Consider the following 26339-nt stretch of genomic DNA (forward strand, 5'->3'; position numbering starts at 1 on the left):
TCGAGACAACCTGGAGAACAACAAGATGTCCACTCACCTGTCCACCGATCAACTGCTGCATGCCTACACCGTGATGCGCACCATCCGTGATTTCGAAGAGCGCCTGCACGTGGAATTCGCCACCGGCGAGATCCCCGGTTTCGTGCACCTGTATGCCGGCCAGGAAGCCTGCGCCGCCGGAGTCATGGCCCATCTCAACGATGAAGATTGCATCGCCTCCAACCACCGTGGCCACGGCCATTGCATCGCCAAGGGCGTGGATGTGTTCGGCATGATGGCCGAGATCTACGGCAAGAAAACCGGGGTCTGCGGCGGCAAGGGCGGCTCCATGCACATTGCCGATCAGGAGAAGGGCATGCTCGGCGCCAACGGCATTGTCGGCGCCGGTGCACCGCTGGCGGCGGGCGCGGCCCTGGCATCCAAGCTCAAGGGCAGCCAGGGCGTGGCCGTGGCATTTTTTGGCGACGGCGGTTCCAACGAGGGCGCGGTGTTCGAGGCGATGAACCTGGCCGCGATCATGAAGCTGCCATGCCTGTTCGTCGCCGAGAACAACGGCTATGCCGAAGCTACCGGTTCCGGCTGGTCGGTGGCGTGCAAGGACATTGCCGAGCGCGCCGTAGGTTTTGGCATGCCGGGGGTGATTGTCGATGGCAATGATTTTTTTGCCGTCCACGCGGCGCTGGGCGTGGCGGTGGCGCGGGCGCGCCAGGGCGAGGGGCCGACCCTGGTCGAGGTCAAGTTGCACCGCTTCTACGGCCACTTTGAAGGCGATGCGCAAACCTATCGCGGCCGTGACGAGGTGAAAAACCTGCGCGAAACCCAGGATTGCCTGGCGCTGTTCCGCCAGCGCTGCAGCGCCGAAGGCTGGTTGCAGGCGGCGCAGTTCGAGCGCATCGACGCCGAAGTCGCGCAGTTGATCGACGACGCCGTGCGCCTGGCCAAGTCCGATCCCAAGCCCCAGGCCGCCGACCTGCTCAGCGATGTCTACGTCGCCTACCGCTCATAACAACAAGACCCGGAGAGAATTTCATGGCTCGTAAAATCAGTTATCAGCAGGCAATCAACGAAGCCCTGGCCCAGGAAATGCGCCGCGACCAGAGTGTCTTTATCATCGGCCAGGACGTGTCCGGCGGCACCGGCGCCCCTGGCGAGCAGGATGCCTGGGGCGGCGTACTGGGGGTGACCAAGGGCCTGTACCCGCAGTTCCCTGACCGCGTGCTGGATGCGCCGCTGTCCGAAGTCGGTTACGTGGGCATGGCCGTCGGCGCCGCCACCCGGGGCATGCGCCCGGTGTGCGAGTTGATGTTCGTCGACTTTATCGGCTGCTGCCTCGACCAGTTGCTCAACCAGGCCGCCAAGTTTCGCTACATGTTCGGCGGCAAGACCACCACGCCGTTGGTGGTACGCGCCATGTACGGCGCCGGCCTGCGCGCTGCGGCCCAGCATTCGCAGATGCTCACCTCGATGTGGACGCACATCCCGGGCTTGAAGGTGGTGTGCCCGGCCACGCCCTATGACGCCAAGGGCATGCTGATCCAGGCGATCCGCGACAACGACCCGGTGATTTTCCTCGAACACAAGATGCTCTACAGCCTGCAAGGCGAAGTGCCGGAGGAGCTGTACACCGTGCCCTTCGGCGAGGCCAACTTTGTGCGCGAAGGCAACGATGTGACCCTGGTGACCTACGGGCGCATGGTGCATATCGCCCTGGAGGCTGCGGCCAACCTGGCGCGCCAGGGTATCGACTGCGAAGTGCTGGACCTGCGCACCACCAGCCCGCTGGATGAAGACAGCATCCTCGAGAGCGTGGAGAAAACCGGGCGCCTGGTGGTGATCGACGAGTCCAACCCGCGCTGCTCCATCGCCACGGATATCAGCGCCCTGGTGGCCCAGCGCGGATTTTCCTGCCTGCGCGCGCCAATCGAGATGGTCACCGCGCCGCACACGCCGGTGCCGTTTTCCGATGCCCTGGAAGACCTGTACATCCCCGACGCGGCGAAGATCGAGGCCGCGGTGCGCAAGATCGCTGACAAGAGGACTGCGGCATGATCCATACCTTGACCATGCCCAAGTGGGGGCTGTCGATGACCGAAGGCCGGGTCGATGTCTGGCTCAAGCAGCCGGGCGACCGGGTAGAGAAGGGCGAGGAAGTGCTCGACGTGGAGACCGACAAGATCTCCAGCAGTGTCGAGGCGCCGTTCAGTGGAGTGTTGCGTCGGGTTTTGGCCCTGAGCGACGAGACGTTGCCGGTCGGCGCATTGCTAGCGATTGTGGTGGAGGGCGAAGCCACCGACGCAGAGATTGATACGGTGATCGACCGCTTCAATGCCGGCTTTGTCTCCAGCGGCGCCGAGGCGCAGGCGTCGGGGCCGAGTGCGCAGAAAGTCGAGTTGGGCGGGCGCCTGCTGCGTTATCTCGACCTTGGCGAGGGCGGTATACCGCTGGTGCTGATCCACGGGTTTGGCGGCGACTTGAACAACTGGCTGTTCAACCATCCGGCCCTGGCTGCCGAGCGCCGGGTGATCGCCCTGGACCTGCCGGGGCATGGCGAGTCGGGCAAGCACTTGCACAGTGGCGATGCCGAGGAGCTGAGCCTGGCGGTACTGGCGTTGCTCGATCACCTCAAGCTTGAACGCGTGCACCTCGCTGGGCATTCCATGGGCGGATTGGTTTCGTTGACGGTGGCGCGCCAGGCACCGCAGCGGGTTGCCTCGCTGGTATTGATCGCCAGCGCCGGCCTGGGTGCGGATATCAACGGTGATTACCTGCAAGGCTTCACCGAAGCCAACAACCGTAACGCGCTCAAGCCGCAACTGGTGCAACTGTTCAGCGACCCGGCGTTGGTCACGCGGCAGATGCTGGAGGACATGCTCAAGTTCAAGCGCCTGGAGGGTGTGGACCAGGCGTTGCGGCAACTCACTGCCAAGCTGTTTGATGGCGGTCGGCAGATGCTTGACCTGCGTGCAGTGGTGGGGCAGCAACCAAGCCTGGTGATCTGGGGCAGTGACGATGCGATCATTCCGGTGCGGCATGCCCAGGGGTTGCAGGCCCAGGTTGAGATCTTGCCGGGGCAGGGGCATATGGTGCAGTTGGAGGCGGCGGAGCAGGTGAATCAGTTGCTGAGCCTCTTCCTCAAATCTCCAGCCTGATAGCAATCAAATGTGGGAGCGGGCTTGCTCGCGAATACGGTGGGTCAGTCAGGCATTCATTGCCTGACACACCGTATTCGCGAGCAAGCCCGCTCCTACAGGGTTGAGCGTGTATCAACCATGACGTTTGAGGGTTTCGCTGGGCAGCTCCTTGAACAACGCGCGGTAGCTATTGGAAAACCGCCCCAGGTGCCAGAACGACCAGTTCATCGCGACCTGCGCCACGGTGGAACCCGCTGAGCTCAACAACTCGCGCCGCGCGCCGTTCAACCGGCGCAGGCGCAACCACTGCGCCGGGCTCATCCCGGTGTAGGTCTTGAAGCCCTGCTGCAACTGGCGCAGCGGCACGCCGGCGATCTGCGCCAGTTGCAGCAGGTTGACGGTTTCATCCGGCGCATCCGCCGCCCACGCGCCAATGCGCGCCATCAACCGGCGTTCTTCGCTGCGCCGCTGCAATGAGTGGCGGTCCAGGCACACACAGGCGTTGTCGAGGATAAACAGGCAATCGTCCAGCAGTTGCCGGGTGAGGGCGTCGCGGCTGATCGGGTCGATCTCGCAGGACAAGCGCGTCAGGGTGCCACTGAGCCAGCGGGTGAACAACGCGTTCTGTTGGCAGGTCAACGGCGCCATGAACAGGCCTTCGAGCCTGGCCACATCCAGGCCATGGCGTTGCACGAACTGCGGGCCGAATACCACCGCCACTTCCCGGTAGTTTTCCGGGGTGATCCAGGTGTTGCGGCTTTCGCCATTGAGCAGGTACAGCGCGTTGTCGCTGCCGTCGAAACAGAAGGCCAGGGCGCCTGGCGGCGCGTTGAAGTGCTGCTCGACGCGGGTGTTCATGCACTCTTCGTACACCTGCACCCCCTGCAGGTCGAGGTAGCGGATCTGCCCGGCAAAATGCCCCGGGGACATCTGCTGGTACTGCTGCACCCAACCGGGTGTCGCACTGCATTGGGCGGCCACATCACCGGTGGTGAAGGCCTGTACGCGCAAAGCGGTTGCCTGTGTCATGGGTGATCCGTGCGCACTCTATTGGTGCGTTGTGGGTCGTGCAAAGTGGATAGATGCCTGGGTAAGGCTGGCCCAAGATAGACCTCAATGCGCCGCAAGTACAAGCCGGCGCAGCACCCAACCCATGCCGAGGTCTTTATGAATGCCCCTTTCGATCAGCTGTCCACCTGGCTGAAAGAACACAAGATTACCGAAGTCGAATGCGTGATCAGCGACCTGACGGGCATTGCCCGCGGCAAGATTGCGCCCACCAACAAGTTCTTGCATGAGCGTGGCATGCGCCTGCCGGAAAGTGTGTTGCTGCAAACGGTAACCGGGGATTTTGTCGACGACGACATCTACTACGACCTGCTGGACCCGGCCGATATCGACATGATCTGCCGCCCGGTGGCCAACGCCACCTACGTGGTGCCGTGGGCCATCGAACCCACCGCCATCGTGATCCACGACACCTTCGACAAGCAGGGCAACCCCATCGAGCTGTCGCCGCGCAATGTGCTGAAAAAAGTCCTGCAACTGTATACCGACCAGGGCTGGCAGCCGATTGTCGCGCCGGAAATGGAGTTTTACCTGACCCAGCGCTGCGAAGACCCGGACCTGCCGCTGAAAACCCCGGTGGGCCGTTCCGGGCGTGCCGAAACCGGGCGCCAGTCGTTCTCCATCGACGCGGCCAACGAGTTCGACCCGCTGTTTGAAGATGTCTATGACTGGTGCGAAGCCCAGGGCCTGGACCTCGACACGCTGATCCACGAGGACGGCCCGGCGCAGATGGAAATCAACTTCCGCCACGGCGACGCCCTCGACCTGGCCGACCAGATCACCGTGTTCAAGCGCACCCTGCGCGAAGCGGCGCTCAAGCACAATGTGGCCGCGACCTTCATGGCCAAACCGGTGGCCGACGAGCCGGGCAGCGCCATGCACCTGCACCAGAGCGTGGTGGAGATCGCCACGGGCAAGCCGGTGTTTGTCGATGCCGACGGGCAGAAGAGCCCGCTGTTCTTGCATCATATTGGCGGCCTGCAGAAATACATCCCGATGCTGCTGCCGATGTTCGCGCCCAACGTCAACTCGTTCCGCCGCTTCCTGCCCGACACCTCGGCCCCGGTCAACGTGGAGTGGGGCGAAGAAAACCGCACCGTCGGCCTGCGTGTGCCGACCTCCAGCGCCGAGGCGATGCGCGTCGAAAACCGTCTGCCGGGGGCCGATGCCAACCCCTACCTGGCCATCGCCGCCAGCCTGCTGTGCGGCTACCTGGGGATGATCGAAAAGATCGAACCGAGCGCCCCGGTCGAAGGCCGTGCCTATGAGCGCCGCAACCTGCGCCTGCCGATCACCATCGAAGATGCCCTGGCGCGCATGGAGGCCTGCGATACGGTCAAGCAGTACCTGGGGGACAAGTTCGTGCGGGGCTATGTCGCGGTGAAGCGTGCCGAACATGAAAACTTCAAGCGGGTGATCAGCTCCTGGGAGCGTGAGTTCCTGCTGCTGAGTGTCTGACTCCACCATCAACCATAAAAAAGGTGTCGATATGCGTCTCGTCAAACAGCTTCTCCCACTGGCCCTGGCTGCGGTGTTCAGCAGCGCCAGCCATGCCGCGCCGACGGTCAGTGTCTACAACTGGACCGATTACATCGGCGAGACCACCCTGGCCGACTTCCAGGCCAAGACGGGGATCAAGGTGGTCTACGACGTGTTCGACTCCAATGAAACCCTGGAGGGCAAGCTGCTGGCGGGGCGCACCGGGTATGACGTGGTGGTGCCGTCCAATCACTTTCTGGGGCGCCAGGTAAAGGCCGGCGCGTTCCTTGAATTGGACCGCGCGCAATTGCCCAACTACCCGAACCTGGACCCCAAGCTGCTCAAGCTGCTGGAGCAGAACGACCCCGGCAATGCCCATGCGGTGCCGTACCTGTGGGGCACCAATGGCATTGGCTATAACGTCGACAAGGTCAAGCAAGTGCTGGGCATCGACCACATTGATTCGTGGGCGGTGATGTTCGAGCCCGAGAACCTGAAGAAGCTGCAGCAATGCGGCGTGGCATTCCTGGACTCGGCGGATGAAGCATTCCCGGCGATCCTCAACTATATGGGCATGGACCCGCGCAGCGAGAAGGTCAGCGATTATGAAAAGGCCGAAGCCAAGTTGCTGACGCTGCGCCCATACATCACCTATTTCCATTCTTCCAAGTACATCTCGGACCTGGCCAACGGTGATATCTGTGTGGCCTTCGGTTACTCCGGCGATGTATTCCAGGCGGCCAACCGCGCCAGGGAAGCCAAGAACGGCGTGAACATCGCCTATGCGATTCCCAAGGAAGGCAGCAACCTGTGGTTCGATTTGCTGGCGATTCCCGCAGACGCCACCAACCCGCAACAGGCCCACACGTTTATCAACGACCTGCTGGACCCCGAGGTGATTGCCAAGGTCAGTACCTACGTCGGCTACGCCAACCCCAACCTGGCGGCGAAGGCCTTCATGGCGCCGGAGTTGGTGAACAATCCCGAGGTGTACCCGCCCCAGGACGTGCTCGACAAACTGTACATTTCCACCACCCCCAGCCCGGCCATCATGCGTGTGATGACCCGGGCCTGGAGCAAAGTGAAGTCCAACCGATGAACCAGTCCCAAGACCATGCCCGTTCCTATTACCTGGCGTCCGCCAATGCCATGCCCGAGCGCGCGGCACTGGCTGCGGACCTGAGTGCCGATGTGTGTGTGATCGGCGGCGGCTTTACCGGCGTCAACACCGCCATCGAACTGGCCCAGCGAGGCCTGTCGGTGATCCTTCTGGAAGCCCGGCGCATTGGCTGGGGTGCCAGCGGGCGCAATGGCGGGCAGTTGATCCGGGGTATTGGCCATGACGTTTCGGGTTTTACCCGGTACGTGGGCGAGGAGGGCGTGCGTTACCTGCAACGGGCCGGGATCGATTCGGTGGCCTTGGTGGGTGAGCGCATCCGTGAGCACGGGATCGACTGCGACCTGCGCTGGGGCTTTTGCGAGTTGGCCAACACGCCGGCGCAATTCGCCGCGTTCCAGGGCGAGCAGGACAGCCTGGCCGCCCAGGGTTACATGGCGCAAACCCGGCTGGTGGCGGCGCAGGACATGGCGCAGGTGGTCGGCTCAACCCTGTACGCCGGTGGTTTGGTGGACATGGGCTCGGGCCACTTGCATCCGCTGAACCTGGTGTTGGGCGAAGCCCGCGTGGCCGAGGCGCTGGGCGTGCGGATTTTCGAGCACAGCGCGGTGCTGCAACTGAGCCATGGCGACACCGTGCAGGTGCGCTGCGCCGGTGGCACCGTACGGGCCGGCAGCCTGGTGTTGGCGTGCAATGCACACCTCGACGAACTGGAGCCACGCCTGAGTGGCAAGGTGCTGCCGGCCGGCAGCTATATCATCGCCACCGAACCGTTGCCGGCTGCGCTTGCCGACGAGCTGATCCCGCAGAACCTGGCGCTGTGCGACCAGAAAGTCGGCCTGGACTACTACCGGCTTTCGGCGGACCGTCGGCTGTTGTTCGGCGGCGCCTGTCATTATTCGGGGCGTGATCCGGTGGATATCGCCGCGTATATGCGGCCGAAGATGCTCAAGGTATTCCCGCAACTGGCCAACACCGCCATCGACTTCCAATGGGGCGGCAAAATCGGGATTACCGCCAATCGTTTCCCCCAGGTTGGACGGTTGCAGCAGTACCCCAACGTGTTTTACGCCCAGGGTTATTCGGGGCATGGGCTCAATGTCACGCACTGGTGCGCGCGGTTGCTGGCCGAGGGGATCCACGCGGGTGTCAGCCAGGGCCTGGACACCTTTAGCCGGGTGCCGCACATGACCTTTCCCGGCGGCAAGGCTTTACGCTCGCCGTTACTGGCGCTGGGCATGTTGTGGTATCGGCTTCGGGAAATGCTGGGATAGGTGGGTAGCGGTTTAAAACACAGCAGGATCGGATCCAATACGCTATAACCCCTCGGTCGCTGTGTCATTCCGAGGCCCCGCTTTTCATGCAGAACCCTTTGCAACGCCCGCTGTGGCAGGTCTACCTGTTCTTTCTTGCGCCGATGGTGCTGTCCAACTTCCTCCAGAGTTTTTCCGGCACCCTCAACGGCATCTATGTCGGGCAGATGCTTGGCACCCAGGCGCTGGCGGCCGTGTCGGGGATGTTTCCCATCGTGTTCTTTTTTATCGCCCTGGTGATCGGCCTGGGGGCGGGCGCTTCGGTGCTGATCGGCCAGGCCTGGGGCGCGGGGGAAACGGCGCTGGTCAAAGTCATCACTGGCGCGACCCTGACTTTGGGCGCGTTGATCGGGATTCTCGCCGCCGTGCTCGGCAGCCTGTTCGCGCGCCCGGCCATGCAGGCATTGGGCACGCCGCTGGATGTGCTGGACGACGCTGTCGGCTATGCCCAGGTGATGATGCTGATCATGCCGCTGCTGCTGGTGTTCATCCTCTACACCCAACTGCTGCGGGGCGTGAGCGATACGGTGTCGCCGCTGCTGGCGCTGATGGTCTCGACGGTGGTTGGCCTGTTGCTGACCCCGGCCCTGATCCGCGGCTGGCTGGGGCTGGCGCCCATGGGCATCCAGAGCGCGGCCTATGCTGGCCTTGTGGCCAACGCCGTGGCCATGCTGTTTCTGGTGCTGCGCCTGCGTCATAAAAACCATGTGATGGCGCCGGATCGCGCATTGCTGGCGGCCTTGCGCCTGGACCGGGCGATCCTCGGCAAAGTCCTGCGCATTGGCCTGCCCACCGGCTTGCAGATGGTGGTGCTGTCGTTGTCGGAGCTGGTGATCCTGGCACTGGTCAACGGCCACGGCTCCCAGGCCACGGCGGCGTATGGCGCGGTGACGCAGATCGTCAACTATGTGCAATTCCCGGCGCTGTCGATTGCCATCACCGCCTCGATCCTCGGCGCCCAGGCCATTGGCGCCGGGCGCCTGGAACGCATCGGGCCGATCCTGCGCACCGGCCTTGCCATCAACCTGTGCCTGACCGGGAGCCTGATCGTGCTTGGCTACGTGTTGTCCCACTGGCTACTGGGCCTGTTCATCACCGATGACCAGGCGCGGGTCCAGGCCGAACACCTGCTGCACATCATGCTCTGGAGCATTCTGGTGTTCGGCTTCCAGGCGGTGATTGGCGGCATCATGCGCGCCAGCGGCGTGGTGCTGATGCCGGTGGCGATCTCGATCTTCTGCGTGCTGGGTGTGGAGCTGCCGGTGGCGTACCTGCTCAATGCACACTTTGGCCTGGAAGGGGTGTGGATGGCGTTCCCGGTGACTTATCTGGTGATGTTGGGGTTGCAGACGGCGTATTACCGGTTGGTGTGGCGGCATAAGCAGATCAAGCGGTTGGTGTGAGTTGAGGCAGCGAGGGGCTGGATGGCATAGTGTCATCATGGAGAGAGACCTATGAAAAAAGCATTAATCGCAATCGGCGTCGACCGCGCCGGCCATTTTCCTGTACTGCGTGGCGCGGCCTCTGGGGCTGAGCAGGTGGGGGAATGGGGCAGGGAGCAAGGTTTCGAGACCACAGTTTTTTCCGATGCTGACGGCAAGGTCGTGGGGCCTGAGGAGATATTCGAGGCGATCAGTAAGATCGTGGAGAGCAGGACGTGCTCTCAACTGGTGGTGTTCTTTTCCGGCCATGGTGTATTGAGAGCCCCGGATTGTGAGTTGTGGCTATTGTCCGAGGTGGGCAGGAATCCCAACCATGCCATCAACGTCAATGGCTCGATCAGCCTGGCGCGTCAGTGCGGTATCGAACACGTTGTGATCATTTCGGATGCATGCCGGTCCCTGGCGGGAACCCTTCAGGTGAGCATGGTCGACGGCTACCGGATATTTCCTGCTTATCGCTCTAACAACACGCCCCCGGAAGTGGATGTGTTTTATGCGGCGTTGCCTGGTGACCCCGCGCTGGAGGTACCGGCGGATGATGCCAATGAGCGTCACTGTGGGCTGTTGACCGAATGCATGCTCACTGCTTTGCGCGGCGACGTTCAAACGGTTATCGAAACTGTGATGACCGAGGGCGGTGCGCCGCAGCAAGTGGTTGCTTCGCGTCCACTCAAACAGCATCTGGCACACGCCATTCCCCAGGCAGCGCAAAGAGTTTCCATCGCCCTTTCCCAACGGCCGGAGTCGCGGGTGGAGTCGGCGTTGCCCAAGTTTTTGGCCACGATTGAGCATGGCGCCGGGGGGGCTGCAGCAGAGGGACCTCACCCACCACCCGACCTGACTGAACCTGCCGCTGCGCGGGGAAGCCTGGAGTGGTCTCAGGAGCATTTGATGCGCCCCAGATGGGGCAAGCCTCTTCCCAAGCGGGTATTGAATACCGAGATGCGGCGCCTTGTGGCAGCCATGGATAACCGCGAGACGGGTATGCAGACAGGGTTCCACGTGATTGGCGGCGAGATTGCTCTGATTTGTGAGATTGGGCGGGACCAGAAGACATGGCGCGGGATCGATGGGCCGAGCATTGAGATCCGTGGCGAGGCGGCGCGCACGTTGTACCTGCGCTTTAAGAACGGTACGAGCACTTTGGTCGCCGCCATGCCCGGTTTTGTTGGCACATTGATTGTTGAGGGTGGGCGCATCGTCACGATCAACTACACCCCGTCGGCCATGCGAGACCCCCATAACGACTATGAAAATCTGGGAGAGGAACTGGAGATGCGTCGCGCCTATGTGGCCGTAGCCGCGCGCCAGGGCAGCTTTCGTTTGCCCCAGGCAACGCTGGCTTGGGACTCTGCCCGATATCTGCGCCTGCTCAAACGCATGGACCCGACCTTGGGCATTTATGCGGCCTATGCCTACCACCAGGCGGGAGATTTGCACGGCATCATGAGTATTTACCGCTTTATGCAGGCCGACCGTCAGCTGATTCCTTTTGATGTGGCCATGCTCGCCATGGCGGGCGGCCGGAGGGAGCAGGTTATCCTGGACTACCTGCCCGGCGTGCCAATGCTGTCGCAGGGGTGGTCATTGCTGGGGGAGATGAAGCAATTGATGCCCTCTTTCCTCCTGGAGGCCGGACGCCATCTCGAACCTTCACTGTGGACGACCTTTTCCAAGAAAGGCTCGGCGATACTGGAACGACATTTTTCGGGGTATTTTCTGTGAAGCTGGTATTTATCCACGGGCGTGACCAACAGGGAAGCACCCGGGAAACCCTGGAAAAATTGTGGCTGGACTCGCTGTATATCGGCTGGGGGGAGGCAGGTCTTCCACGCCCCGAAGGGCTGTCTGTGACGATGGCGTTTTACGCCGATGAACTGGATGAATTGACGCGCGCCCTCAGCACCCCGCTGGCGCGTGGGGTGCGCCTGCGGGGCAATGAACAGGCGCAGGATGATTTTCGTGGCAGATTTTTGCAGGACATCGCGACTGCCAATGGCGTGACCGACGCGCAGATCCAGGCGTTTCTCGATGAGCACAGCACCGAGAAGGGCCTTGGCAGTTCACCCTGGGTCCAGGCGCTGTTACGTGCAGTGGATCAGCGCACCGCCCTGGGTGAAGCCGCTCTTGATCGGTTCACGCGCGATGTCTATCTCTATCTGACTTACCCCGCCGTGTCGGATCGCATTACCGCCATCGTAAAGGCTGCCATTGCAGATGAGCCTTGTGTGGTGGTGGCACACTCCTTGGGGTCGATTGTTGCGTACCGGGCATTGCAGGAGCTTGGGCGTCGCGCCAATGTGCTGGGGTTGGTGACGGTGGGCTCGCCCCTGGGCCTGAACACCGTGCGCGAGATGCTCACCCCCCCTGCATTGTCGATGCCTGCGGGTGTGCAGCAGTGGTTCAATGCCTATGATCCGGGCGATGCGGTGGCGTTGTATCCACTGGACGCTACCCGCTGGAACATCACACCCGGCATCGAGAACTTCAACGGCGTGAGTAACCATATGGCCAATCGGCATGGTATTGCGGGCTACCTTGATGATGTAACCGTCGCAACGTGGATGCATCAACGGTTAGTTAAGTGAGCGCAATGTGAACGTTCGTGAAAATCCAAGGTGGGAGCTGTCGAGCTCCTGCGAGGCTGCGATAGCGGCGGTAAGCAGTGCCGACGCCATCGCAGCCTCGCAGGGGCTCGACAGCTCCCACCGGGTTTACCGGTGTCTGTTGGATTCTCACCATAACTGATCGACATTGGCGGCAATCGCAGCCAGGGCGACGGTCAGTAATTGCTCCCATTAATAGGAAGCATTACTATTCACGCCCCGCCAACCCAGTGCATCCTCGATGACTCCTCAGCCGCCCCGCAGACCAGGCTTTTTCGCGTACTACGAGGAGTTGGTCGGGACCTGGACGCGTCGCTTGCGCAATCGCCAGCAGGCCGAGGACCTGGCCCACGATACATTCGTGCGGGTATTGGAGTCCAAGGCGGCGCTGGTCGAGCAGCCGCGTGCCTATTTGCACCAGACGGCGCGCAATATTGCGGTGGATGCCTATCGCCGTGCCGACCGGCGTGAAGCAATGGAGCTGCAAGGCCTTGACCAGAGTGCGCCGCCAAGTGGCGACCCGGAGCATTTCATGCATGCAGTGCAGTTGGCGGACTCCATCGAGCGGGCCCTGGCCGAATTGCCCCTCAATTGCCGCAAGATTTTCATTTGGCAAAAGGTCGAGGGCCTGACCCAACAGGAAATCGCCGAGCGCCTGGGGTTGTCTAAAAACATGGTGGAAAAGTATATGATCCGCACCCTGCGGCATCTGCGCGAGCGCCTGGACGCGCTGGCCCCATGACCAATGCCCGCTTTGAAACAGGATCTTCCATGATGGATACCCGTGAGTGTGCCTGTGGCAGCGCAGCGGTGCGTGACGAGGCGGCGCTGTGGTTCGTGCGTTTGCAGGATCAGCCCCTGAGCGATGCGGACCAGTGTCTTTTCGACACATGGTGTGGGGAGCATCCCGCGCACCAGTACGAATTCGAGGTGCTGCAAGGGCTGTGGAGCGCCGCCGACCTGCTGCCCAAGCGCCGTTTGCAGGCCCTGGTCGATACGCCTGTGCCGCGCAAGCGGCGTGGAGCAGTGCGCTATGCCATGGCGGCTAGTGTGCTGGCGGTGGCCGTGGGTCTTGGGCTGTTCAGCGGCCTGGATCATCCGGCGGTGTACGACGCGCAGTTCAGCACGGTGTTGGGTGAGCGTCGCCAAGTGGCGTTGCCCGACGGCTCGCTGATGGACCTCAATAGCCGCAGCGTGGTGGCGGTGCACTACGAAAAGGGCCGGCGTGGGATAGAGCTCAAGCAGGGCCAGGCGCTGTTCAGCGTCGAGCACGACACCAGCCGGCCTTTTGTGGTGCGGGCCGGGGCCGGGCAGGTGACGGTTACCGGCACGCGGTTTGATGTACGCCGCGACGATGACCAGACCCGCGTGGTGGTCGAGGCGGGAACGGTCAAGGTGCAAGGGCATGCCGCGCAGCCGGTGGTCACACTGACGGCGGGCCTGGGGACATCCATCGACAACCAGGGCGCGGTCGCGGCGGCTCGCCCGGTCAACGCCCAGGCACTGCTGGCCTGGCAGACCGGCAAGCTGGTGTTCAACGACGCCAGCCTGGCCGAGGTGGCGCGGGAAGTCTCGCGCTACCGCGAAAAACCCTTGCGGGTCAGCACCGCGGCCAGCGAGTTGCGCCTGACCAGCGTGTTCAAATCCAACGACACCGATGCCTTGCTCAAGGCCTTGCCGCACATCCTGCCGGTGGCTCTACGCACGCTGCCGGACGGCAGCCAGGAAATAATTTCACGTTAGATTCAGGTTTTTTCCGAGTTCTTCGTCTTCTTGTCCAACTGCAACTGGTTTGCATTAACAGCCGCGCTTTCCTGGGATTACGACGTGAAAAAACTCGCTGCGAACAACAATAAAACCTGGCGCTGGGCGCCCCTGGCCCTGGCATTGGCGATCAATGCCGCACTGCCTGCGGCCTATGCCGACGATGCCATCCATATCAAGGCCCAGCCTTTGGGCGCGGCGCTGAGCCAATTGGGCCAGCAAACCTCGCTGCAAGTGTTTTTCAGCCCGCAGATGGTGGCAGGCAAACAAGCCCCGGCCGTCGATGGCAACCTGTCGCCGGAACAGGCCTTGCGCCAGTTGCTGCAAGGCAGCGGCCTGGAGTACCAGATCGATTCGGGCTCGGTGACATTGCATCCGGCCTCCACGGGCACTGGTGAAGCGGGCTCGCCCCTGGAGCTTGGCGCGACCTCGATCAAGGTCGTGGGCGATTGGCTGGGCGATGCCAATGCCGAAGTGGTGCAGAACCATCCCGGCGCGCGTACGGTGATCCGGCGTGAAGCCATGGTGGAGCAGGGCGCGATGAATGTCGGCGACGTGTTGCGCCGGGTTCCCGGGGTGCAGGTGCAGGAGTCCAACGGTACCGGCGGCAGCGATATTTCCCTCAACGTCGGTGTACGTGGCCTGACGTCGCGCCTGTCGCCACGCTCCACGGTCCTGATCGACGGTATTCCTGCGGCGTTCGCGCCCTATGGCCAGCCCCAGTTGTCGATGGCACCGATTTCCGCCGGTAACCTGGAGAGCATCGACGTGGTACGCGGCGCCGGCTCCGTGCGTTATGGACCGCAGAACGTCGGCGGCGTGATCAACTTCGTGACCCGGGCGATCCCCGAGACCTTTTCCGGTGAGGTCGGCACCACCCTGCAAACCTCTTCCCACGGTGGCTGGAAACATGTCGACAACGCCTTCATCGGTGGCACCGCAGACAATGGCATTGGCATGGCGCTCCTGTATTCCGGGGTCAATGGCAACGGTTATCGCGACAGCAACAATGGGAACGACATCGACGATGTGATCCTCAAGACCCACTGGGCGCCGACCGATCAGGACGATTTCACCCTCAACTTCCATTACTACGACGCCACTGCCGACATGCCCGGCGGCCTGACCCAGAAGCAGTTCGACGCCAACCCTTACCAGTCGGTGCGCGACTGGGACAACTTCAGCGGCCGGCGCAAGGATGTTTCGTTCAAGTACATCCGTCAGATCGACGACCGTACCCAGGCGCAAGTGCTGACCTACTATTCCGACAGCTTCCGTGGCAGCAACATCGCCAACCGTGACCTGGCTACTATCGGTTCCTATCCGCGTACCTACTACACCTTCGGTATCGAGCCACAGGTGTCCCATGTCTTTGACCTGGGGCCCACCAGCCAGGAAGTCAGCGTGGGCTACCGCTACTTGAAAGAAGGCATGCACGAACAGGCCACACGCCTGAACCTGACCAATAACGTCCCTACGCCGGGGCCGCAGAGTGATGGCCATGTGTACCAGGACCGCACCGGTGGCACCGAAGCCAACGCGTTCTATATCGATGACAAAATCGATGTGGGCAAATGGACGATTACCCCCGGTATCCGCTTTGAAAGCATCCGCACCCAATGGCATGACCGCCCGGTGCTGGCACTCAATGGCACTCCCGTCCAGGAGAAGCGCCGCGAGATCAAGAACAACGAACCGCTGCCGGCACTGAGCGTGATGTACCACGTCTCCGATGCCTGGAAACTGTTCGCCAACTACGAAACGTCCTTCGGCAGCCTGCAGTATTTCCAGCTGGGCCAGGGCGGTAATGGCGACCAGACGGCCAATGGCCTACAACCGGAAAAAGCCAAGACCTACGAGGTCGGCACCCGCTACAACGACAATGTGTGGGGCGGCGAAGTGACGTTGTTCTACATCGACTTCTCTGACGAATTGCAGTACGTCAGCAATGACGTGGGCTGGACCAACCTGGGCGCCACCAAGCATGCGGGTATCGAAGCCTCTGCCCGCTACGACCTGGCCAACCTTGACCCGCGCCTGGATGGCCTGAGCGCAAATGCCGGCTTTACCTACACCAAGGCGACCTCCGAAGGTGATGTGGCCTTCAAGGGGCGTGACCTGCCGTTGTACTCGCGGCAAGTGGCAACCCTGGGCCTGCGTTATGCGGTCAACCGCTGGACCCATAACCTGGATGCGTATGCCCAGTCCGGGCAGCGGGCGCCAGGTACCACCAGCACCTATATCACCCAGCCGACTGCGGACGGCCAGTACGGTGATATCCCGGGGTATGTGTCGGTCAACGTGCGCAGTGGCTATGACTTTGGCGCGCAACTGTCGAACCTGAAGCTGGGCGTGGGGGTGAAAAACGTGTTCGACCAGCAGCACTACACCCGGTCCAGCGATAACAACTCCGGGATCTACCTGGGTGAGCCCCGTACGTTCTTTGTGCAGGCGAGCGTGGGGTTCTGACGCGTGCTTCCTACGATCCTTCTGACGAAAGCGAAGGGTCGTAGGGACGCGTTTCCTACCTTTATTTTGTGATTTTCTGCACTTTGCGGAACCGAACTCCGTAGGCCTGCCACACACCTTCAGCTCATCGTGTGCGGGCACCCATTGTCTGGGTGCCTGGGACCGTGAGGTGAACTGTGTCAACAAGCCGCACTGGAGAACATTATGTCGGTAACTGCATTCAATCAGCCTGTCGTCAAACTACCGAATGACGCCACACCTCAAGGGGCTGAGGCAAAGGCCAGCACCTCGGGCGCTGCGGCGCCGGCCGCCGGGGCAGCCTCCAAGGGGCCCAGTTTCAGCGGGCCGCAGAGTCAGTCGGGGCCGGTGTTCGCAGCACCGCAGCCGATGGCACAGGGCGATGCAGCTCGGGGGGCTGCGCCTGCGTCCTATGGGGGGCCGCCGCCAAGGCCTGTTGCGCAGAAGCCTGATCCTATCTACTCAAAACGCAGCCATGATCAGTTGGCCCAGCAACTGCTGGATAACTTCCAGTCGTTCAAGGATCCGAGCAACCCGTCCTTCATCACGCCCCAAGGTCTGAAAGACAAGGCACAGATGCCCCTGACCGGCTACTCGAGCAAGGATCAGGACACCCGGCTGGCCAGGGAGATCCTGAAACGTCCGGACCTGCTCAAGGCGCTAGACCGTGACGGTCGTACGGGGGCGCTGGATGCCCAACTCACCCGACAAAACATTTATGACGTCATACGCTCGGACAACCCGTTGAAGTTCAAGGACGACGCACAGCTGGCCAAGGACATGCTGAATAACTTCAATCAGTTGAAAGGAAATTTCTGGAACAAAGACATCAAGTTCGCCGATCTCGATGCCAAGGCCCAGCGCCCGCTGACGGGTGACCCGTACCGGGACCAACTCACCCAACTGGCCAGGGAGGTCAATAACCGCTCGAACCTGCGCCAACAAATGGACAATACGGCCAGCCCCGATTATGACGGCAGGATCAGCAGACAAGCCTTGAAGAAGTTGTCCCGTTAAGCCGCGGGTATTGCAGCGCAAGCATAGAACCGGGATGGGCCGCGAGTATTACGCCGTGTTTCCCGGTTCGGCCATTAACGATGGCAGGGCTGGCTGAAAGTGCCAGCGTCCGCTCATCGCCTGCCACTTCAATGAACAGGAACTGTTTTCAGCGGTCTGCCACATAGCTTGTAACTGACGGCCTTTATGACGCCGACGGTTTCACTCAAAGAGAGGGTGTTGACATGACTTCTACGTCGTTTGGAACTCAAACTCCTGGCTTGCCACAATCCCTTCTTGCACCACCTTGCGAAACCCGCGCGCAGTGCCAACGTTTCGATGCTCAGCACCAGGGCGTGGCTGGCGAGGGAGGTGCCGAGGTTCAGCGAGCGAAGGGTTTTTCCGCACAGTACACATTCAAGGCCCCGGCGGCGGATGACTTCGCCAAAGGCATGCTTGCTCACCGAGCCACCGCGACGCCAGGCTCTGATGTGTCGACAACGGCGGGTACCACGGTGGGGTTGATCAATGCAATAAAGGCCATGCTGGGTGTTTCGAAATCCGTGGCATTGCCGCCCCAAAAACCTGACTGAAGCCGCGCCCAGGCCCCCTCCGTTGTTTACATGTAGTCATCGAAAATGATCGACCGCCCCGGAACCATTGCCGGTGCTTGGCCACATACTTTGCGCTTTTTGGAAACCACCCTTGTAGTGACGGTGGTGATAGCCGGTCTGAGTATGGATCTAGAAAAGGTGGATATGAAACATGGCAATTGACGGTGGGGTACCTCTCCTGCGGCCTGATGTTACGAGCCGCCATGATGCGATACCGGATGACGCACAACAGAAAGCTCATGCTGCTTCAATCGAGAGCACGCCGCGTGGGTGGCAGGTTGATAATCAGCCTCTGCCCAGCACGATTCGATCTTCGGGTTTCCGGCGCCCCTTGCGGTGGGCCACGCCTGACGAAGTCACTCTGCATCATCAGGAACTCAGAAACACGCCTTCGGCGCGTACCTCCCATATGAACCCCTATACCCAATTGCCGGATAGCCAGTTGGTGAAGGCCTTGGGTGATCATTTTTCCGTGCTGGAAAACTTTCATGAAAACTGAAGGCTTGAAACTGGTGGCGTTGCGACGGATCGCGGGTGAAAAAATGACGGACACACCAGCGCTCAATAACGCCATTCTGCTGGCCAAGGCCCTGCTCCAGCGCCCGCGCCTGATCGACGCGATCCTCGACGAGGAGGGCTTGATTACGCGGCAAAGCCTGTCCAAAGCGGTACAGGGAGTGTTTGGCAACAGCGACCCGAATGCCTTCAGTTCGGATCCCTTTCACGCCAAGACCAACGTCGAACTGGTGCAGGCGTTCAGGGCGGCATTTGATGAACTGCGTGACAGGTCCCGGGATCGCACGGGCTTTTTCGAGAGCGTCGGCTACGTGCAGATCGAGCGGCTTGTTTCAATCAGCAAGGACCCGGACGAAACGGACCAGGAAGGCGCCGTTATCCGGGACCCCGTCACGGGGTTAGCGAAAAAAATGTACAGCGAACAACTGGTGTACATGTCAAAAAACCTGGTGGACCGCCCCAGGCTCTTGAACTCGCTGGAACGCATCCATTCTGGCTGGCGACGCCTTTACGGCAGCCATTACCAGAAGGGCTGGTTGAGCAACAAGGACCTTGATGGCTGGCTGGAAAACAACAAGACCCTGTAGGGTCTTGAGCGCGTTACACCCGCAGGATTTTCCCGCTGATCGCCACCCCCAGCAGGAGCGCGGCGATCAACACAAAGGCCACGCTCAAGCTGCTGCCATGGGCGATAAAGCCGATCAGCGCGGGGCCGGCGAGAATACCGGCATACCCCAAGGTGGTAATGGCGGGCACTGCAATATGCTCCGGCATGACGGTTTGCTTGCCGACTGCGGTGTACAACACCGGGACGATATTGGAACAGCCGGCGCCTACCAGGGCATAGCCCAGCAGCGCGGTTTCCCAGGCTGGGAGCAGGGTAGCCAGGAGCATGCCGGCAGTGGCCAGCAAGCCGCCGATCACGATCACCCGTTTGGCCCCCAGGCGACGCACAATGGCATCGCCGGTCAGGCGTCCGATGGTCATGGTCAGGGCAAATGCCGCATAACCCAGGCCCGCATAGGCTTCGTCGAGGCCGCGTTCGTCACTGAGGAACACCGCGCTCCAGTCGAGCACGGCACCTTCTGCCAGGAACACGATAAAACACAGGCAGCCGATAAACAGCACTACCCCGTGGGGCATGGCGAAGGCGGGGCCGGAGCTTTCGCTGCCGTAGGGCAGCAAGTGCGGGGCCGCCTTGAGCAGGGCGGCCAGGGTAATCACGATGACCACCAGGGTGGCCGACAGCGGTGACAGCCCCAAGCCCAGCAACGCGCTGACCCCCGCCGCCCCGACAATCCCTCCCAGGCTGAACAACCCGTGGAAGCCCGACATCATGGTTTTGCCACTGGCCCGTTCGACGATCACCGCCTGCAGGTTGACGGTGGAGTCCACCGTGCCCAGGCCCGCACCAAACAGAAACAATCCTGCCATCAGCAAGGGTATCGAGCTGACGGTGGCCAGCATCGGCAAGGCCACGCAGAGCAGGAGCGTGCCGGCGCTGAGTACGCGCCGGCAGCCATAGCGTGAAGCCAGCGCGCCGGCCACCGGCATCGCAATGATCGAGCCCACCCCCAGGCACAACAGCAACAGGCCCAGGGTGCCTTCGTTGAGATTTGCGCGGGCCTTGGCATAGGGCACCAGAGGCGCCCAGGCGGCAATGCCGAAGCCGGCAATAAAAAACGCGATACGGGTCGACATTTGTTCCAGGCGCCCGGGAACCACGGGCGCAGGGGTGGGAATGGCAGTCATGAAAGTCCTTGGTTTTTGCGTTCAGCGAACGATGTCCGGCGCGACATCCTTGCACATCAGGCCCTGTGGAGCGAGCCAGGTTCCCTTGGCGATCGCGAACTTTCCTGCAGCAGCAGCGGATACTGCTGGCCTTCGGGTCAGGTGGTTGCCGGCAGATACGCCCTGACTTGCACGACGTCGGCGCCGTCGACGCGCACCACGACCGTGCCACGGGGCGTCGTTTCCTGGCCGATGTAGCTCTCTACCATTACTCGGTCCGCAGCCGTGGCTTGCAGCGATAGCTTATGGGGTTTGCGCAGCAGCTTGCGAGCCTGGGCGTCCACCGGGAATGACGGGTGGCCGCGGCGCACACTGTCGCAAAACGCTAGCGCCACGGCGCGGGGTGTCGGTGGTGGTGGCGAGGGCAGGTTGGCCCCGGCGAACAGCAGGTTGAGTTGATCGGCGGTGGCGACGGCGCGCGGGAAGCCGGTAAAGGCCGAGGCGACCAGCAGCAGTTCGGTCAACTCCCCAGGCGCCAAGCCTTGGGCCAGGCTGGTCTTGAAGTGCACGCTCAACGGTGGGCCGACCATGCCGGCGGCGACGATCGCGGCAAAAATCGCCGCTTCCTGCAGGCGCGGATCGAGGCCCGGGCGATCATGCAGATAGCCATACACCACGCCGACCGCCAATTCGCCCAGGGCCGGTGCGGTATGGAACAACGCATCCAGGCGTGCGCCGCCATCAGGTACCAGCTCAATGAACGTTTTGCGGCCTTCGCGATAAAGCGTTTCAACGGGACTTTGCGGGGCAAGGGGCTTCATGGTGCATCCTCCGAGAAAATGAGGACGGCGTTTGCTCGACTGCGCACGGACTTCGGCCTGATGAAAACGTCCATCCAGGGGAACTAGGAGTGTAGGGCGAGTGGCTGTTTTTGCCAGGGTCATGCACACCAATGGTGCAGGTGGTGTGCGGTGTCGGCGATAGCGTGCGAATGGGGCTGACCTACATAAACTCGACCTGCGCAGGCTGGCGCTTGATCAGCACCTTGCCATTACGGATCGAATACAGCGCCAGGCCCTGGCTGCGAATCACTTCATAGTCGCTGTTTGCCGACAGGATCAGCAGGTTGGCCGGCCGCCCGGGTTCCAGGCCGTAGCGGTCGCCCAGGGCCATGGCTTGGGCACTGTTGTCAGTGACGAGATCCAGGGCTTTTTGCAGGTTGCTGTAGCCGAGCATATGGCAGATATGCAGCCCGGCTTCGAGCACTCGCAGGATATTGCCGTTGCCCAGTGGGTACCACGGATCGACGATGGAGTCCTGGCCGAAGCACACGTTCATGCCGGCTTCCAACAGCTCGTTGACCCGGGTCACGCCCCGGCGTTTCGGGAAGTTGTCGAAGCGGCCCTGCAAGTGAATGCTTTCGGTGGGGCAGGACACAAAGCTGATGCCAGAATGCCCCAGCAGACGAAACAGCTTGGCGCAGTAGGCATTGTCGTAGGAGCCCATGGCCGTGGTGTGGCTGGCCGTGACCCGGCTACCCATGTCGCGGCTGCGCGCTTCTTCGGCCAGCACTTCGAGAAAGCGCGAATGCGGGTCGTCGGTTTCATCGCAATGCACGTCCACCAGGCAGCCCGTACGTTCGGCCAGGTCCATGAGGAATTTGACCGAGCTGACCCCTTGGTCGCGGGTGTACTCAAAATGGGGAATGCCGCCCACCACATCGGCGCCCAGGCGAATGGCTTCTTCCATCAGTTCGCGGCCATTGCGGTAGGACTCGATGCCTTCCTGGGGAAACGCCACGATCTGCAGGTCGATCAGGTGGCCACTCTCCTGGCGCACTTCGAGCATGGCCTTGAGCGCCGTCAGGTCCGGATCGGTGACGTCGACGTGGGTGCGCACATGCTGGATACCATGGGCTGCCAGGGCCTGGATGGTCTGCTTGGCACGGGTCTTGGTGTCGGCCTGGGTGATGGTGGCCTTGCGCTCGCCCCAGCACTCGATCCCTTCGAACAGCGTGCCGCTCATGTTCCAGCGCGGCTCGCCGGCAGTGAGGGTGGCGTCGAGGTGGATATGCGGCTCGACAAACGGTGGCACTACCAGGTTGCCAGCGGCATCCAGGTCGTCCGGCCCCAGGGGCGGCGTGACGGTTTGTGGGGTAATGCTGGCGATCCGGCCATGTTCCAGGTGCAGATCATGCAGGCCTTCACGGTTGCGCAGGCGGGCGTTGATGATATGCATGGGCAAGTTCCTCTTGGGCAAACAGCAATCAGGCAGACAGCCGCCAGATCATCAGCGCGACGCCGATGTCCGACGGTCATTGGAGTGTCGGGGTTCTCAGGCTCATGCCTGGATGTCAGCCAATGGTACGCGCACCCGTAGGGCGGCAGTGAGTGCAATGTAGGTAGCGGCTGCCGCGATAATCCCCACCAGGGGCGCGACCCATGGCGAGCTGAACGCCAGCACCGTACCCACCGCATAGGCAATCAGCCCCGGCCAATTGAAGGCCGGCAAGCGCACGTCTGCCAGCCGTGGATAGTGACCGCGATAGCGATAGAAGAAGTCGGCCATGATCACCCCGCCAATCGGTGGTATCACTGTGCCCAATAAAATCAGGTAGGGCACCAGCATGTCGTACATGCCCAGCAAGGCGAGCAGGGTGCCGATCACGGCGCCGACCAGGGTTACGGTCTTGCGGCGTTTGGTGCGCAGCAGGTTGCAGCCGGCGACGGCGAAATTGTAGATGGTGTTGTCCTGGGTGCTCCAGATATTGAGCAGCAGCATGGCCATCGCCGCCATGGCGAAACCTTGCAGCAGCAATACTTCCACCACATCCGGTTGCTGATAGACGATGGCGCCGTAGGCACCGATCAGCACCATCAGGCCGTTGCCGACAAAAAAGCCGATCAGGCTGGCCAGTACCGCGACCTTGGCCGAGCGGGAAAAGCGCGTCCAATTGGTGGCCTGGGTAGCACCGCTGACAAAGGTGCCGAACACCAGGGTAATGGCCGTAGACAGATCCAGCTCCGCGCTGGGCACCACCGCGAGCAAACCTTGCAGCCCGCCGACTTTTACGGTGGCCACCCACATCGACAGCAACAGCAGCAGGCCCATGGCCGGGACGGCAATGTAGGAGAGGATTTCCAGCCCCCGGTAGCCCACGTAGGCCGTGGCGCAGAACACCAGGCCGAACAGCACCATCAGTGCCAGTACGCTGCCCTGGCCCAATTCGAAATATTTGCCCAGTACCACGGCCGCCGTGGCGGTACCCCAGGCGTACCAGCCAATCTGGGTGAACCCCAGGATCAGGTCACTTAACTTGCTACCCACTTCGCCAAAGCAGAAACGCCCCATCAGCACCGAGTTCAAGCCGCTCTTGAAGGCGATATAACCCAGGCCTGCGGCGTAGATACCCAATAGCAGGTTACCCAGGGCCACGACACCGAGCATCTGGGTAAAACTGAAGGCCACCCCCAGCTTGCCGCCAGCAAACATGGTTGCGGTAAAAAAAGTGAAGCCCAGCAACACCATGGCCGTGGAGCCAAGGCCCTTGCGTGCATGCATGGGCACTTCGCTGAGAGGGTAATCGTTGCCCGGTTCGTTCTGCGTCATGTGCCGTTCCCCTGTGAGTGACCCAGGGCTTGTTGCAGCGCCCGTGCCAAGTGGGGGCTGTGCAGGTTGCACAGTGTTCGGGCGCGGGGAAGGGCAGGAGGCTGGGATTGCTTGTTGGTTAGGCCCAGCCAGGCACAAAAGCGGTGCAGCGGTGATACAAGTTGGATCACCGTGCCAGGGTGTCAGTCAAACAGGGTCTGGCTGATTTCGCCGCGGTGAAAGGCGAAGGCTGCTGCAAGATCACTCTCGATGGTGCGCCCGCGTGATAGCGGTGGCAGGTCGTCGAGTCTGAAGAAACCAACGTCGGTGGTTTCAACGCCTGATGCCATGGTGGGCTTGCTTGGTGTACTTCAAGGCCTGGTTTTAATCGCTGTTGCCACCGAGCACAGCAGCGAATTACTCACCGCGATAAATACAGCCACTGGTGCAGGTCTCATGGATGCGAATAGCGCTGAGTTCCGGCAACAACGGCTTCAACTCATTCCAGATCCACTTGGCCAGCACTTCGCTGGTAGGGTTTTCCAGGCCGGGGATGTCGTTGAGGTAGTTGTGGTCGAGGCGCTCATAGAGCGGCTTGAAAATCGCCTTGATCTCCGAGAAATCACGGATCCAGCCGGTATGCGGGTCGAGGTCGCCGCTCAGGTGGATGGCCACCTTGAAGGAGTGACCATGCAGGCGCCCGCATTTATGGCCTTCGGGGACGTGAGGCAAGCGGTGGGCGGACTCGAAGGTGAACTCTTTGAAAATTTCCACGGTATGACCTGTAAGGCAGGAGTTTCTAGGGCGGTGTGCGATTGTCAGGGTCGGGTGAGCGCTTGATGGGCCCAGGCGACCGACGTGGCGCGCATTCTAACCTGTTTATCGGGCGACCTGGCGTGGTGTGTAAAGCACGGTTATTCCTGGGACCATAGCGTAGTACTGACCTTGACCCCATCCCCGCAGGCCAATGAGCTCTGCGACCCGCGGCGCTCCAGTTCTGCGTGCGCACGAGCACACTGCACCTGGCCTTGGGCGGCTGCATTATCAATGCTGATATTGCCGGTGGTTTCGGACACCAGGTCGCCGTTTTTCTCCACCCGGATCAATGGCCGTTCGGGCTGGATTTCAAAGCGGCTTTTCGTCGGCTCGGTGTTCAGTGCCAGGTCGGTGGGGGCTGCCGACAACTGGTCTTCGGTGACGCCATAGCGAGTGAGAAGCGAGAGATTGGGCAAGTCCTGCGCGTTTGCGTGGCCGGCCGCCAGAAGCAGGAACATGCCAAGGCTATACAGTTTTTTGCGATTAGAATGCATGGTTGTATCTTTCCAAAGTTGTTTCTTGATGGGCTGGATTGAAGAACAACTTGTTGTTATCGCAACCACGTTTAGGGCAGGGAGTATTCAACCAGAAAGATGAACCGTAGCGGTTGCCGAACTGGGTGCCTGGTTCATAAAACTTGAACGAGGAAGGGTCGTAACTGCTGTTACTACAGCCAGTAATCAGGGCGATAGTGAAGAGGCCCAGGAACTTTATGGGTGTCATAGGGGGGAGGTCCGCGTTAAATTGATCAGTATCTTACAGGGTTGCCCGCAAGCCAGGCAGCCCATTCCAGAGCTAGGCGTCTTCGCTCTCGAACTCCAGCAAGTCGCCTGGCTGGCAATCCAGGGCGATACATAGCTTGTTCAGGGTTTCAAGTTTGAAGCCTTTGATCTTTCCATTTTTCAATAGCGACAGATTGGCTTCGGTAATCCCAATGGCATCTGCCAGTTGGTTGGAGCGAATCTTTTTCTTCGCCATCATGACGTCCAATCGAATAATGATTGTCATGGGTTAGATGATGCTTTTGTTTTCATCGTCGATAACTTTTGATTCGGCCACTATCAATGAGAATGCGCACAGAAAGATGCCTTGTATGATTGCATAGATGGCTGCGGATGATACACCCACACTGAGGCTGAATGTGCGCTCGCCAGGCGGCATTTCAATCGCCAGGGCCAAGCCTTGCAGGGTGGAAACAACCGGTGCCAGCAGCGGGGTAGCAATGAATAGGAGGCCCATCCACCACAGGATCTTGATATTGGCCTCGGTCCAGATGTGCCCCTTGGAAAGGCGCATGAAAAAGATCCCGGTCAGCACCAGCGCCAGCACTGTAAGGCTGATCGGCAGCATTTCCAGGGCCAGGACCAGGCCCATGATCCAGGGGGCCGGTTGGTAGCCAGGGGCTAACAGCGAAGGCATCTGCTCGCCGTAGGCATTGAGATACTCCGCCAGGGCGGTGGGATAGTCGAAGATCCAGTACAAAATCGGCGCGCCGAATTCGATCAGCGCGACCGACCACGCCAACAGTGCGGCAAACGCGCCTATGGACCGCAGCCGGGTGTTGGTGGAGACGGTATGCAGGTGATTGCTCATGGGTTGATCCATACGGGGTTGATGGAAGAATAATCCATGAATAATTATCGAATTACAATAATTTTTTGCGAAAAAAAC

26 protein-coding genes and 1 pseudogene are annotated in these 26339 nt (G+C 61.2%); 17 read left to right on the forward strand and 10 right to left on the reverse strand.

The window, feature by feature from the left end:
* Positions 1-25 precede the first annotated feature (25 nt).
* Genes HBO19_RS16630 through HBO19_RS16640 form a run of 3 tightly spaced genes read left to right on the forward strand, consistent with a single transcriptional unit; the run spans position 26 to position 3149 of the window.
* Positions 26-1006, forward strand: a complete 981-nt coding sequence (locus HBO19_RS16630) for a thiamine pyrophosphate-dependent dehydrogenase E1 component subunit alpha (RefSeq protein WP_057445001.1) — start codon at positions 26-28, stop codon at positions 1004-1006.
* 23 nt (positions 1007-1029) lie between these two features.
* Positions 1030-2049, forward strand: coding sequence for an alpha-ketoacid dehydrogenase subunit beta (locus HBO19_RS16635; RefSeq protein ID WP_169957330.1), 1020 nt, complete (start codon positions 1030-1032; stop codon positions 2047-2049).
* Entirely contained in the window at positions 2046-3149 is a 1104-nt protein-coding gene (locus tag HBO19_RS16640; protein ID WP_170057890.1) for an acetoin dehydrogenase dihydrolipoyllysine-residue acetyltransferase subunit, read from the forward strand. Before HBO19_RS16635 ends, HBO19_RS16640 begins: the two co-directional genes overlap by 4 nt.
* 114 nt (positions 3150-3263) lie before the next feature.
* Here HBO19_RS16640 and HBO19_RS16645 read toward each other — a convergent pair whose 3' ends face one another.
* Complete coding sequence (locus HBO19_RS16645) at positions 3264-4160, reverse strand: helix-turn-helix domain-containing protein (RefSeq protein WP_169957333.1); 897 nt, start codon at positions 4158-4160, stop codon at positions 3264-3266.
* 138 nt (positions 4161-4298) lie between these two features.
* On the opposite strand from HBO19_RS16645, the gene HBO19_RS16650 reads away from it, so the two are divergent.
* The 14 genes from HBO19_RS16650 (at position 4299) to HBO19_RS16715 (ending at position 19120) form a co-directional block, all read left to right on the forward strand.
* Positions 4299-5657 carry a glutamine synthetase family protein gene (locus tag HBO19_RS16650; RefSeq protein ID WP_169957335.1) on the forward strand — a complete coding sequence of 453 codons (1359 nt, stop codon included), beginning with the start codon at positions 4299-4301 and terminating at the stop codon, positions 5655-5657.
* Positions 5658-5688: 31 nt separating this feature from the next.
* Positions 5689-6777 carry a polyamine ABC transporter substrate-binding protein gene (locus HBO19_RS16655; protein ID WP_170057891.1) on the forward strand — a complete coding sequence of 363 codons (1089 nt, stop codon included), beginning with the start codon at positions 5689-5691 and terminating at the stop codon, positions 6775-6777.
* Positions 6774-8069, forward strand: a complete 1296-nt coding sequence (locus HBO19_RS16660) for an FAD-binding oxidoreductase (protein ID WP_170057892.1) — start codon at positions 6774-6776, stop codon at positions 8067-8069. The genes HBO19_RS16655 and HBO19_RS16660 overlap by 4 nt, the downstream gene beginning before the upstream one ends.
* Positions 8070-8155: 86 nt before the next feature.
* On the forward strand, positions 8156-9511 hold the full coding sequence (locus HBO19_RS16665) for an MATE family efflux transporter (protein WP_169957011.1): 1356 nt from the start codon (positions 8156-8158) through the stop codon (positions 9509-9511).
* 51 nt (positions 9512-9562) lie between these two features.
* On the forward strand, positions 9563-11275 hold the full coding sequence (locus tag HBO19_RS16670) for a caspase family protein (RefSeq protein WP_170057893.1): 1713 nt from the start codon (positions 9563-9565) through the stop codon (positions 11273-11275).
* A complete protein-coding gene (locus tag HBO19_RS16675; protein ID WP_170057894.1) occupies positions 11272-12138 on the forward strand; it encodes an alpha/beta hydrolase in 867 nt (288 codons plus the stop codon). Before HBO19_RS16670 ends, HBO19_RS16675 begins: the two co-directional genes overlap by 4 nt.
* A 259-nt stretch (positions 12139-12397) precedes the next feature.
* Entirely contained in the window at positions 12398-12898 is a 501-nt protein-coding gene (locus tag HBO19_RS16680) for a sigma-70 family RNA polymerase sigma factor (protein ID WP_169957014.1), read from the forward strand.
* Positions 12899-12930: 32 nt separating this feature from the next.
* The gene (locus HBO19_RS16685) at positions 12931-13899 is read left to right on the forward strand and encodes a FecR family protein (protein ID WP_170043233.1); all 969 of its coding nucleotides are present in this window, start codon (positions 12931-12933) and stop codon (positions 13897-13899) included.
* An 84-nt stretch (positions 13900-13983) separates the two neighbouring features.
* Positions 13984-16389: a TonB-dependent receptor gene (locus tag HBO19_RS16690; protein ID WP_170043194.1), complete on the forward strand. Its 2406-nt coding sequence runs from the start codon at positions 13984-13986 to the stop codon at positions 16387-16389.
* Between the two features lie 204 nt (positions 16390-16593).
* The gene (locus HBO19_RS28550) at positions 16594-17424 is read left to right on the forward strand and encodes a hypothetical protein (protein WP_262386278.1); all 831 of its coding nucleotides are present in this window, start codon (positions 16594-16596) and stop codon (positions 17422-17424) included.
* Positions 17425-17648: 224 nt separating this feature from the next.
* Positions 17649-17996, forward strand: coding sequence for a hypothetical protein (locus tag HBO19_RS16700; RefSeq protein WP_169957016.1), 348 nt, complete (start codon positions 17649-17651; stop codon positions 17994-17996).
* Positions 17997-18041: 45 nt separating this feature from the next.
* Complete coding sequence (locus HBO19_RS16705) at positions 18042-18179, forward strand: hypothetical protein (RefSeq protein WP_170057895.1); 138 nt, start codon at positions 18042-18044, stop codon at positions 18177-18179.
* The gene (locus tag HBO19_RS16710) at positions 18169-18516 is read left to right on the forward strand and encodes a hypothetical protein (RefSeq protein WP_169957017.1); all 348 of its coding nucleotides are present in this window, start codon (positions 18169-18171) and stop codon (positions 18514-18516) included. Before HBO19_RS16705 ends, HBO19_RS16710 begins: the two co-directional genes overlap by 11 nt.
* Positions 18506-19120 (forward strand): type III secretion effector protein, encoded by a 615-nt coding sequence (locus HBO19_RS16715; protein WP_169957018.1) that lies wholly within the window; start codon positions 18506-18508, stop codon positions 19118-19120. Before HBO19_RS16710 ends, HBO19_RS16715 begins: the two co-directional genes overlap by 11 nt.
* A gap of 13 nt (positions 19121-19133) precedes the next feature.
* On the opposite strand, the gene HBO19_RS16720 is transcribed toward HBO19_RS16715, so the two are convergent.
* The 9 genes and pseudogenes from HBO19_RS16720 to HBO19_RS16760 all read right to left on the reverse strand — a co-directional run bounded on the left by HBO19_RS16720 (position 19134) and on the right by HBO19_RS16760 (position 26261).
* Positions 19134-20285 (reverse strand): MFS transporter, encoded by a 1152-nt coding sequence (locus HBO19_RS16720; protein ID WP_169957019.1) that lies wholly within the window; start codon positions 20283-20285, stop codon positions 19134-19136.
* 137 nt (positions 20286-20422) lie between these two features.
* On the reverse strand, positions 20423-21085 hold the full coding sequence (locus tag HBO19_RS16725; protein ID WP_170043191.1) for a carboxymuconolactone decarboxylase family protein: 663 nt from the start codon (positions 21083-21085) through the stop codon (positions 20423-20425).
* A 181-nt stretch (positions 21086-21266) separates the two neighbouring features.
* On the reverse strand, positions 21267-22502 hold the full coding sequence (gene codA, locus HBO19_RS16730) for a cytosine deaminase (protein WP_169957021.1): 1236 nt from the start codon (positions 22500-22502) through the stop codon (positions 21267-21269).
* Between the two features lie 102 nt (positions 22503-22604).
* Positions 22605-23873 (reverse strand): cytosine permease, encoded by a 1269-nt coding sequence (codB, locus tag HBO19_RS16735; protein WP_170043190.1) that lies wholly within the window; start codon positions 23871-23873, stop codon positions 22605-22607.
* A 182-nt stretch (positions 23874-24055) separates the two neighbouring features.
* Positions 24056-24202 (reverse strand): annotated as a pseudogene (locus HBO19_RS16740) (DNA mismatch repair protein MutT); the annotation flags it as partial.
* A 67-nt stretch (positions 24203-24269) separates the two neighbouring features.
* Positions 24270-24626 (reverse strand): 6-carboxytetrahydropterin synthase QueD, encoded by a 357-nt coding sequence (queD, locus tag HBO19_RS16745; RefSeq protein WP_003190259.1) that lies wholly within the window; start codon positions 24624-24626, stop codon positions 24270-24272.
* A gap of 140 nt (positions 24627-24766) precedes the next feature.
* Positions 24767-25162, reverse strand: coding sequence for a hypothetical protein (locus tag HBO19_RS16750; protein ID WP_170057896.1), 396 nt, complete (start codon positions 25160-25162; stop codon positions 24767-24769).
* A gap of 301 nt (positions 25163-25463) precedes the next feature.
* Positions 25464-25676, reverse strand: a complete 213-nt coding sequence (locus HBO19_RS16755) for a helix-turn-helix transcriptional regulator (RefSeq protein WP_169957024.1) — start codon at positions 25674-25676, stop codon at positions 25464-25466.
* A 3-nt stretch (positions 25677-25679) separates the two neighbouring features.
* Entirely contained in the window at positions 25680-26261 is a 582-nt protein-coding gene (locus tag HBO19_RS16760) for a hypothetical protein (RefSeq protein WP_170043189.1), read from the reverse strand.
* Positions 26262-26339 lie beyond the last annotated feature (78 nt).

Source organism: Pseudomonas sp. WS 5021 (assembly GCF_012985535.1).
Taxonomy (GTDB): Bacteria; Pseudomonadota; Gammaproteobacteria; order Pseudomonadales; family Pseudomonadaceae; genus Aquipseudomonas.

What these genes read in the sequence shown, in the direction of transcription:
- codA (WP_169957021.1), bottom strand. Translation starts at nt 22,502, where the DNA reads ATGCATATCATCAACGCCCGCCTGCGCAACCGTGAAGGCCTGCATGAT.
- codB (WP_170043190.1), bottom strand. Translation starts at nt 23,873, where the DNA reads ATGACGCAGAACGAACCGGGCAACGATTACCCTCTCAGCGAAGTGCCC.
- HBO19_RS16760 (WP_170043189.1), bottom strand. Translation starts at nt 26,261, where the DNA reads ATGAGCAATCACCTGCATACCGTCTCCACCAACACCCGGCTGCGGTCC.
- HBO19_RS28550 (WP_262386278.1), top strand. Translation starts at nt 16,594, where the DNA reads ATGTCGGTAACTGCATTCAATCAGCCTGTCGTCAAACTACCGAATGAC.
- HBO19_RS16720 (WP_169957019.1), bottom strand. Translation starts at nt 20,285, where the DNA reads ATGACTGCCATTCCCACCCCTGCGCCCGTGGTTCCCGGGCGCCTGGAA.
- HBO19_RS16635 (WP_169957330.1), top strand. Translation starts at nt 1,030, where the DNA reads ATGGCTCGTAAAATCAGTTATCAGCAGGCAATCAACGAAGCCCTGGCC.
- HBO19_RS16715 (WP_169957018.1), top strand. Translation starts at nt 18,506, where the DNA reads ATGAAAACTGAAGGCTTGAAACTGGTGGCGTTGCGACGGATCGCGGGT.
- HBO19_RS16680 (WP_169957014.1), top strand. Translation starts at nt 12,398, where the DNA reads ATGACTCCTCAGCCGCCCCGCAGACCAGGCTTTTTCGCGTACTACGAG.
- HBO19_RS16665 (WP_169957011.1), top strand. Translation starts at nt 8,156, where the DNA reads ATGCAGAACCCTTTGCAACGCCCGCTGTGGCAGGTCTACCTGTTCTTT.
- HBO19_RS16705 (WP_170057895.1), top strand. Translation starts at nt 18,042, where the DNA reads ATGATCGACCGCCCCGGAACCATTGCCGGTGCTTGGCCACATACTTTG.
- HBO19_RS16710 (WP_169957017.1), top strand. Translation starts at nt 18,169, where the DNA reads ATGGCAATTGACGGTGGGGTACCTCTCCTGCGGCCTGATGTTACGAGC.
- HBO19_RS16650 (WP_169957335.1), top strand. Translation starts at nt 4,299, where the DNA reads ATGAATGCCCCTTTCGATCAGCTGTCCACCTGGCTGAAAGAACACAAG.
- HBO19_RS16700 (WP_169957016.1), top strand. Translation starts at nt 17,649, where the DNA reads ATGACTTCTACGTCGTTTGGAACTCAAACTCCTGGCTTGCCACAATCC.
- HBO19_RS16630 (WP_057445001.1), top strand. Translation starts at nt 26, where the DNA reads ATGTCCACTCACCTGTCCACCGATCAACTGCTGCATGCCTACACCGTG.
- HBO19_RS16755 (WP_169957024.1), bottom strand. Translation starts at nt 25,676, where the DNA reads ATGACAATCATTATTCGATTGGACGTCATGATGGCGAAGAAAAAGATT.
- HBO19_RS16645 (WP_169957333.1), bottom strand. Translation starts at nt 4,160, where the DNA reads ATGACACAGGCAACCGCTTTGCGCGTACAGGCCTTCACCACCGGTGAT.
- HBO19_RS16670 (WP_170057893.1), top strand. Translation starts at nt 9,563, where the DNA reads ATGAAAAAAGCATTAATCGCAATCGGCGTCGACCGCGCCGGCCATTTT.
- HBO19_RS16655 (WP_170057891.1), top strand. Translation starts at nt 5,689, where the DNA reads ATGCGTCTCGTCAAACAGCTTCTCCCACTGGCCCTGGCTGCGGTGTTC.
- HBO19_RS16640 (WP_170057890.1), top strand. Translation starts at nt 2,046, where the DNA reads ATGATCCATACCTTGACCATGCCCAAGTGGGGGCTGTCGATGACCGAA.
- HBO19_RS16725 (WP_170043191.1), bottom strand. Translation starts at nt 21,085, where the DNA reads ATGAAGCCCCTTGCCCCGCAAAGTCCCGTTGAAACGCTTTATCGCGAA.
- HBO19_RS16750 (WP_170057896.1), bottom strand. Translation starts at nt 25,162, where the DNA reads ATGCATTCTAATCGCAAAAAACTGTATAGCCTTGGCATGTTCCTGCTT.
- HBO19_RS16685 (WP_170043233.1), top strand. Translation starts at nt 12,931, where the DNA reads ATGGATACCCGTGAGTGTGCCTGTGGCAGCGCAGCGGTGCGTGACGAG.
- HBO19_RS16660 (WP_170057892.1), top strand. Translation starts at nt 6,774, where the DNA reads ATGAACCAGTCCCAAGACCATGCCCGTTCCTATTACCTGGCGTCCGCC.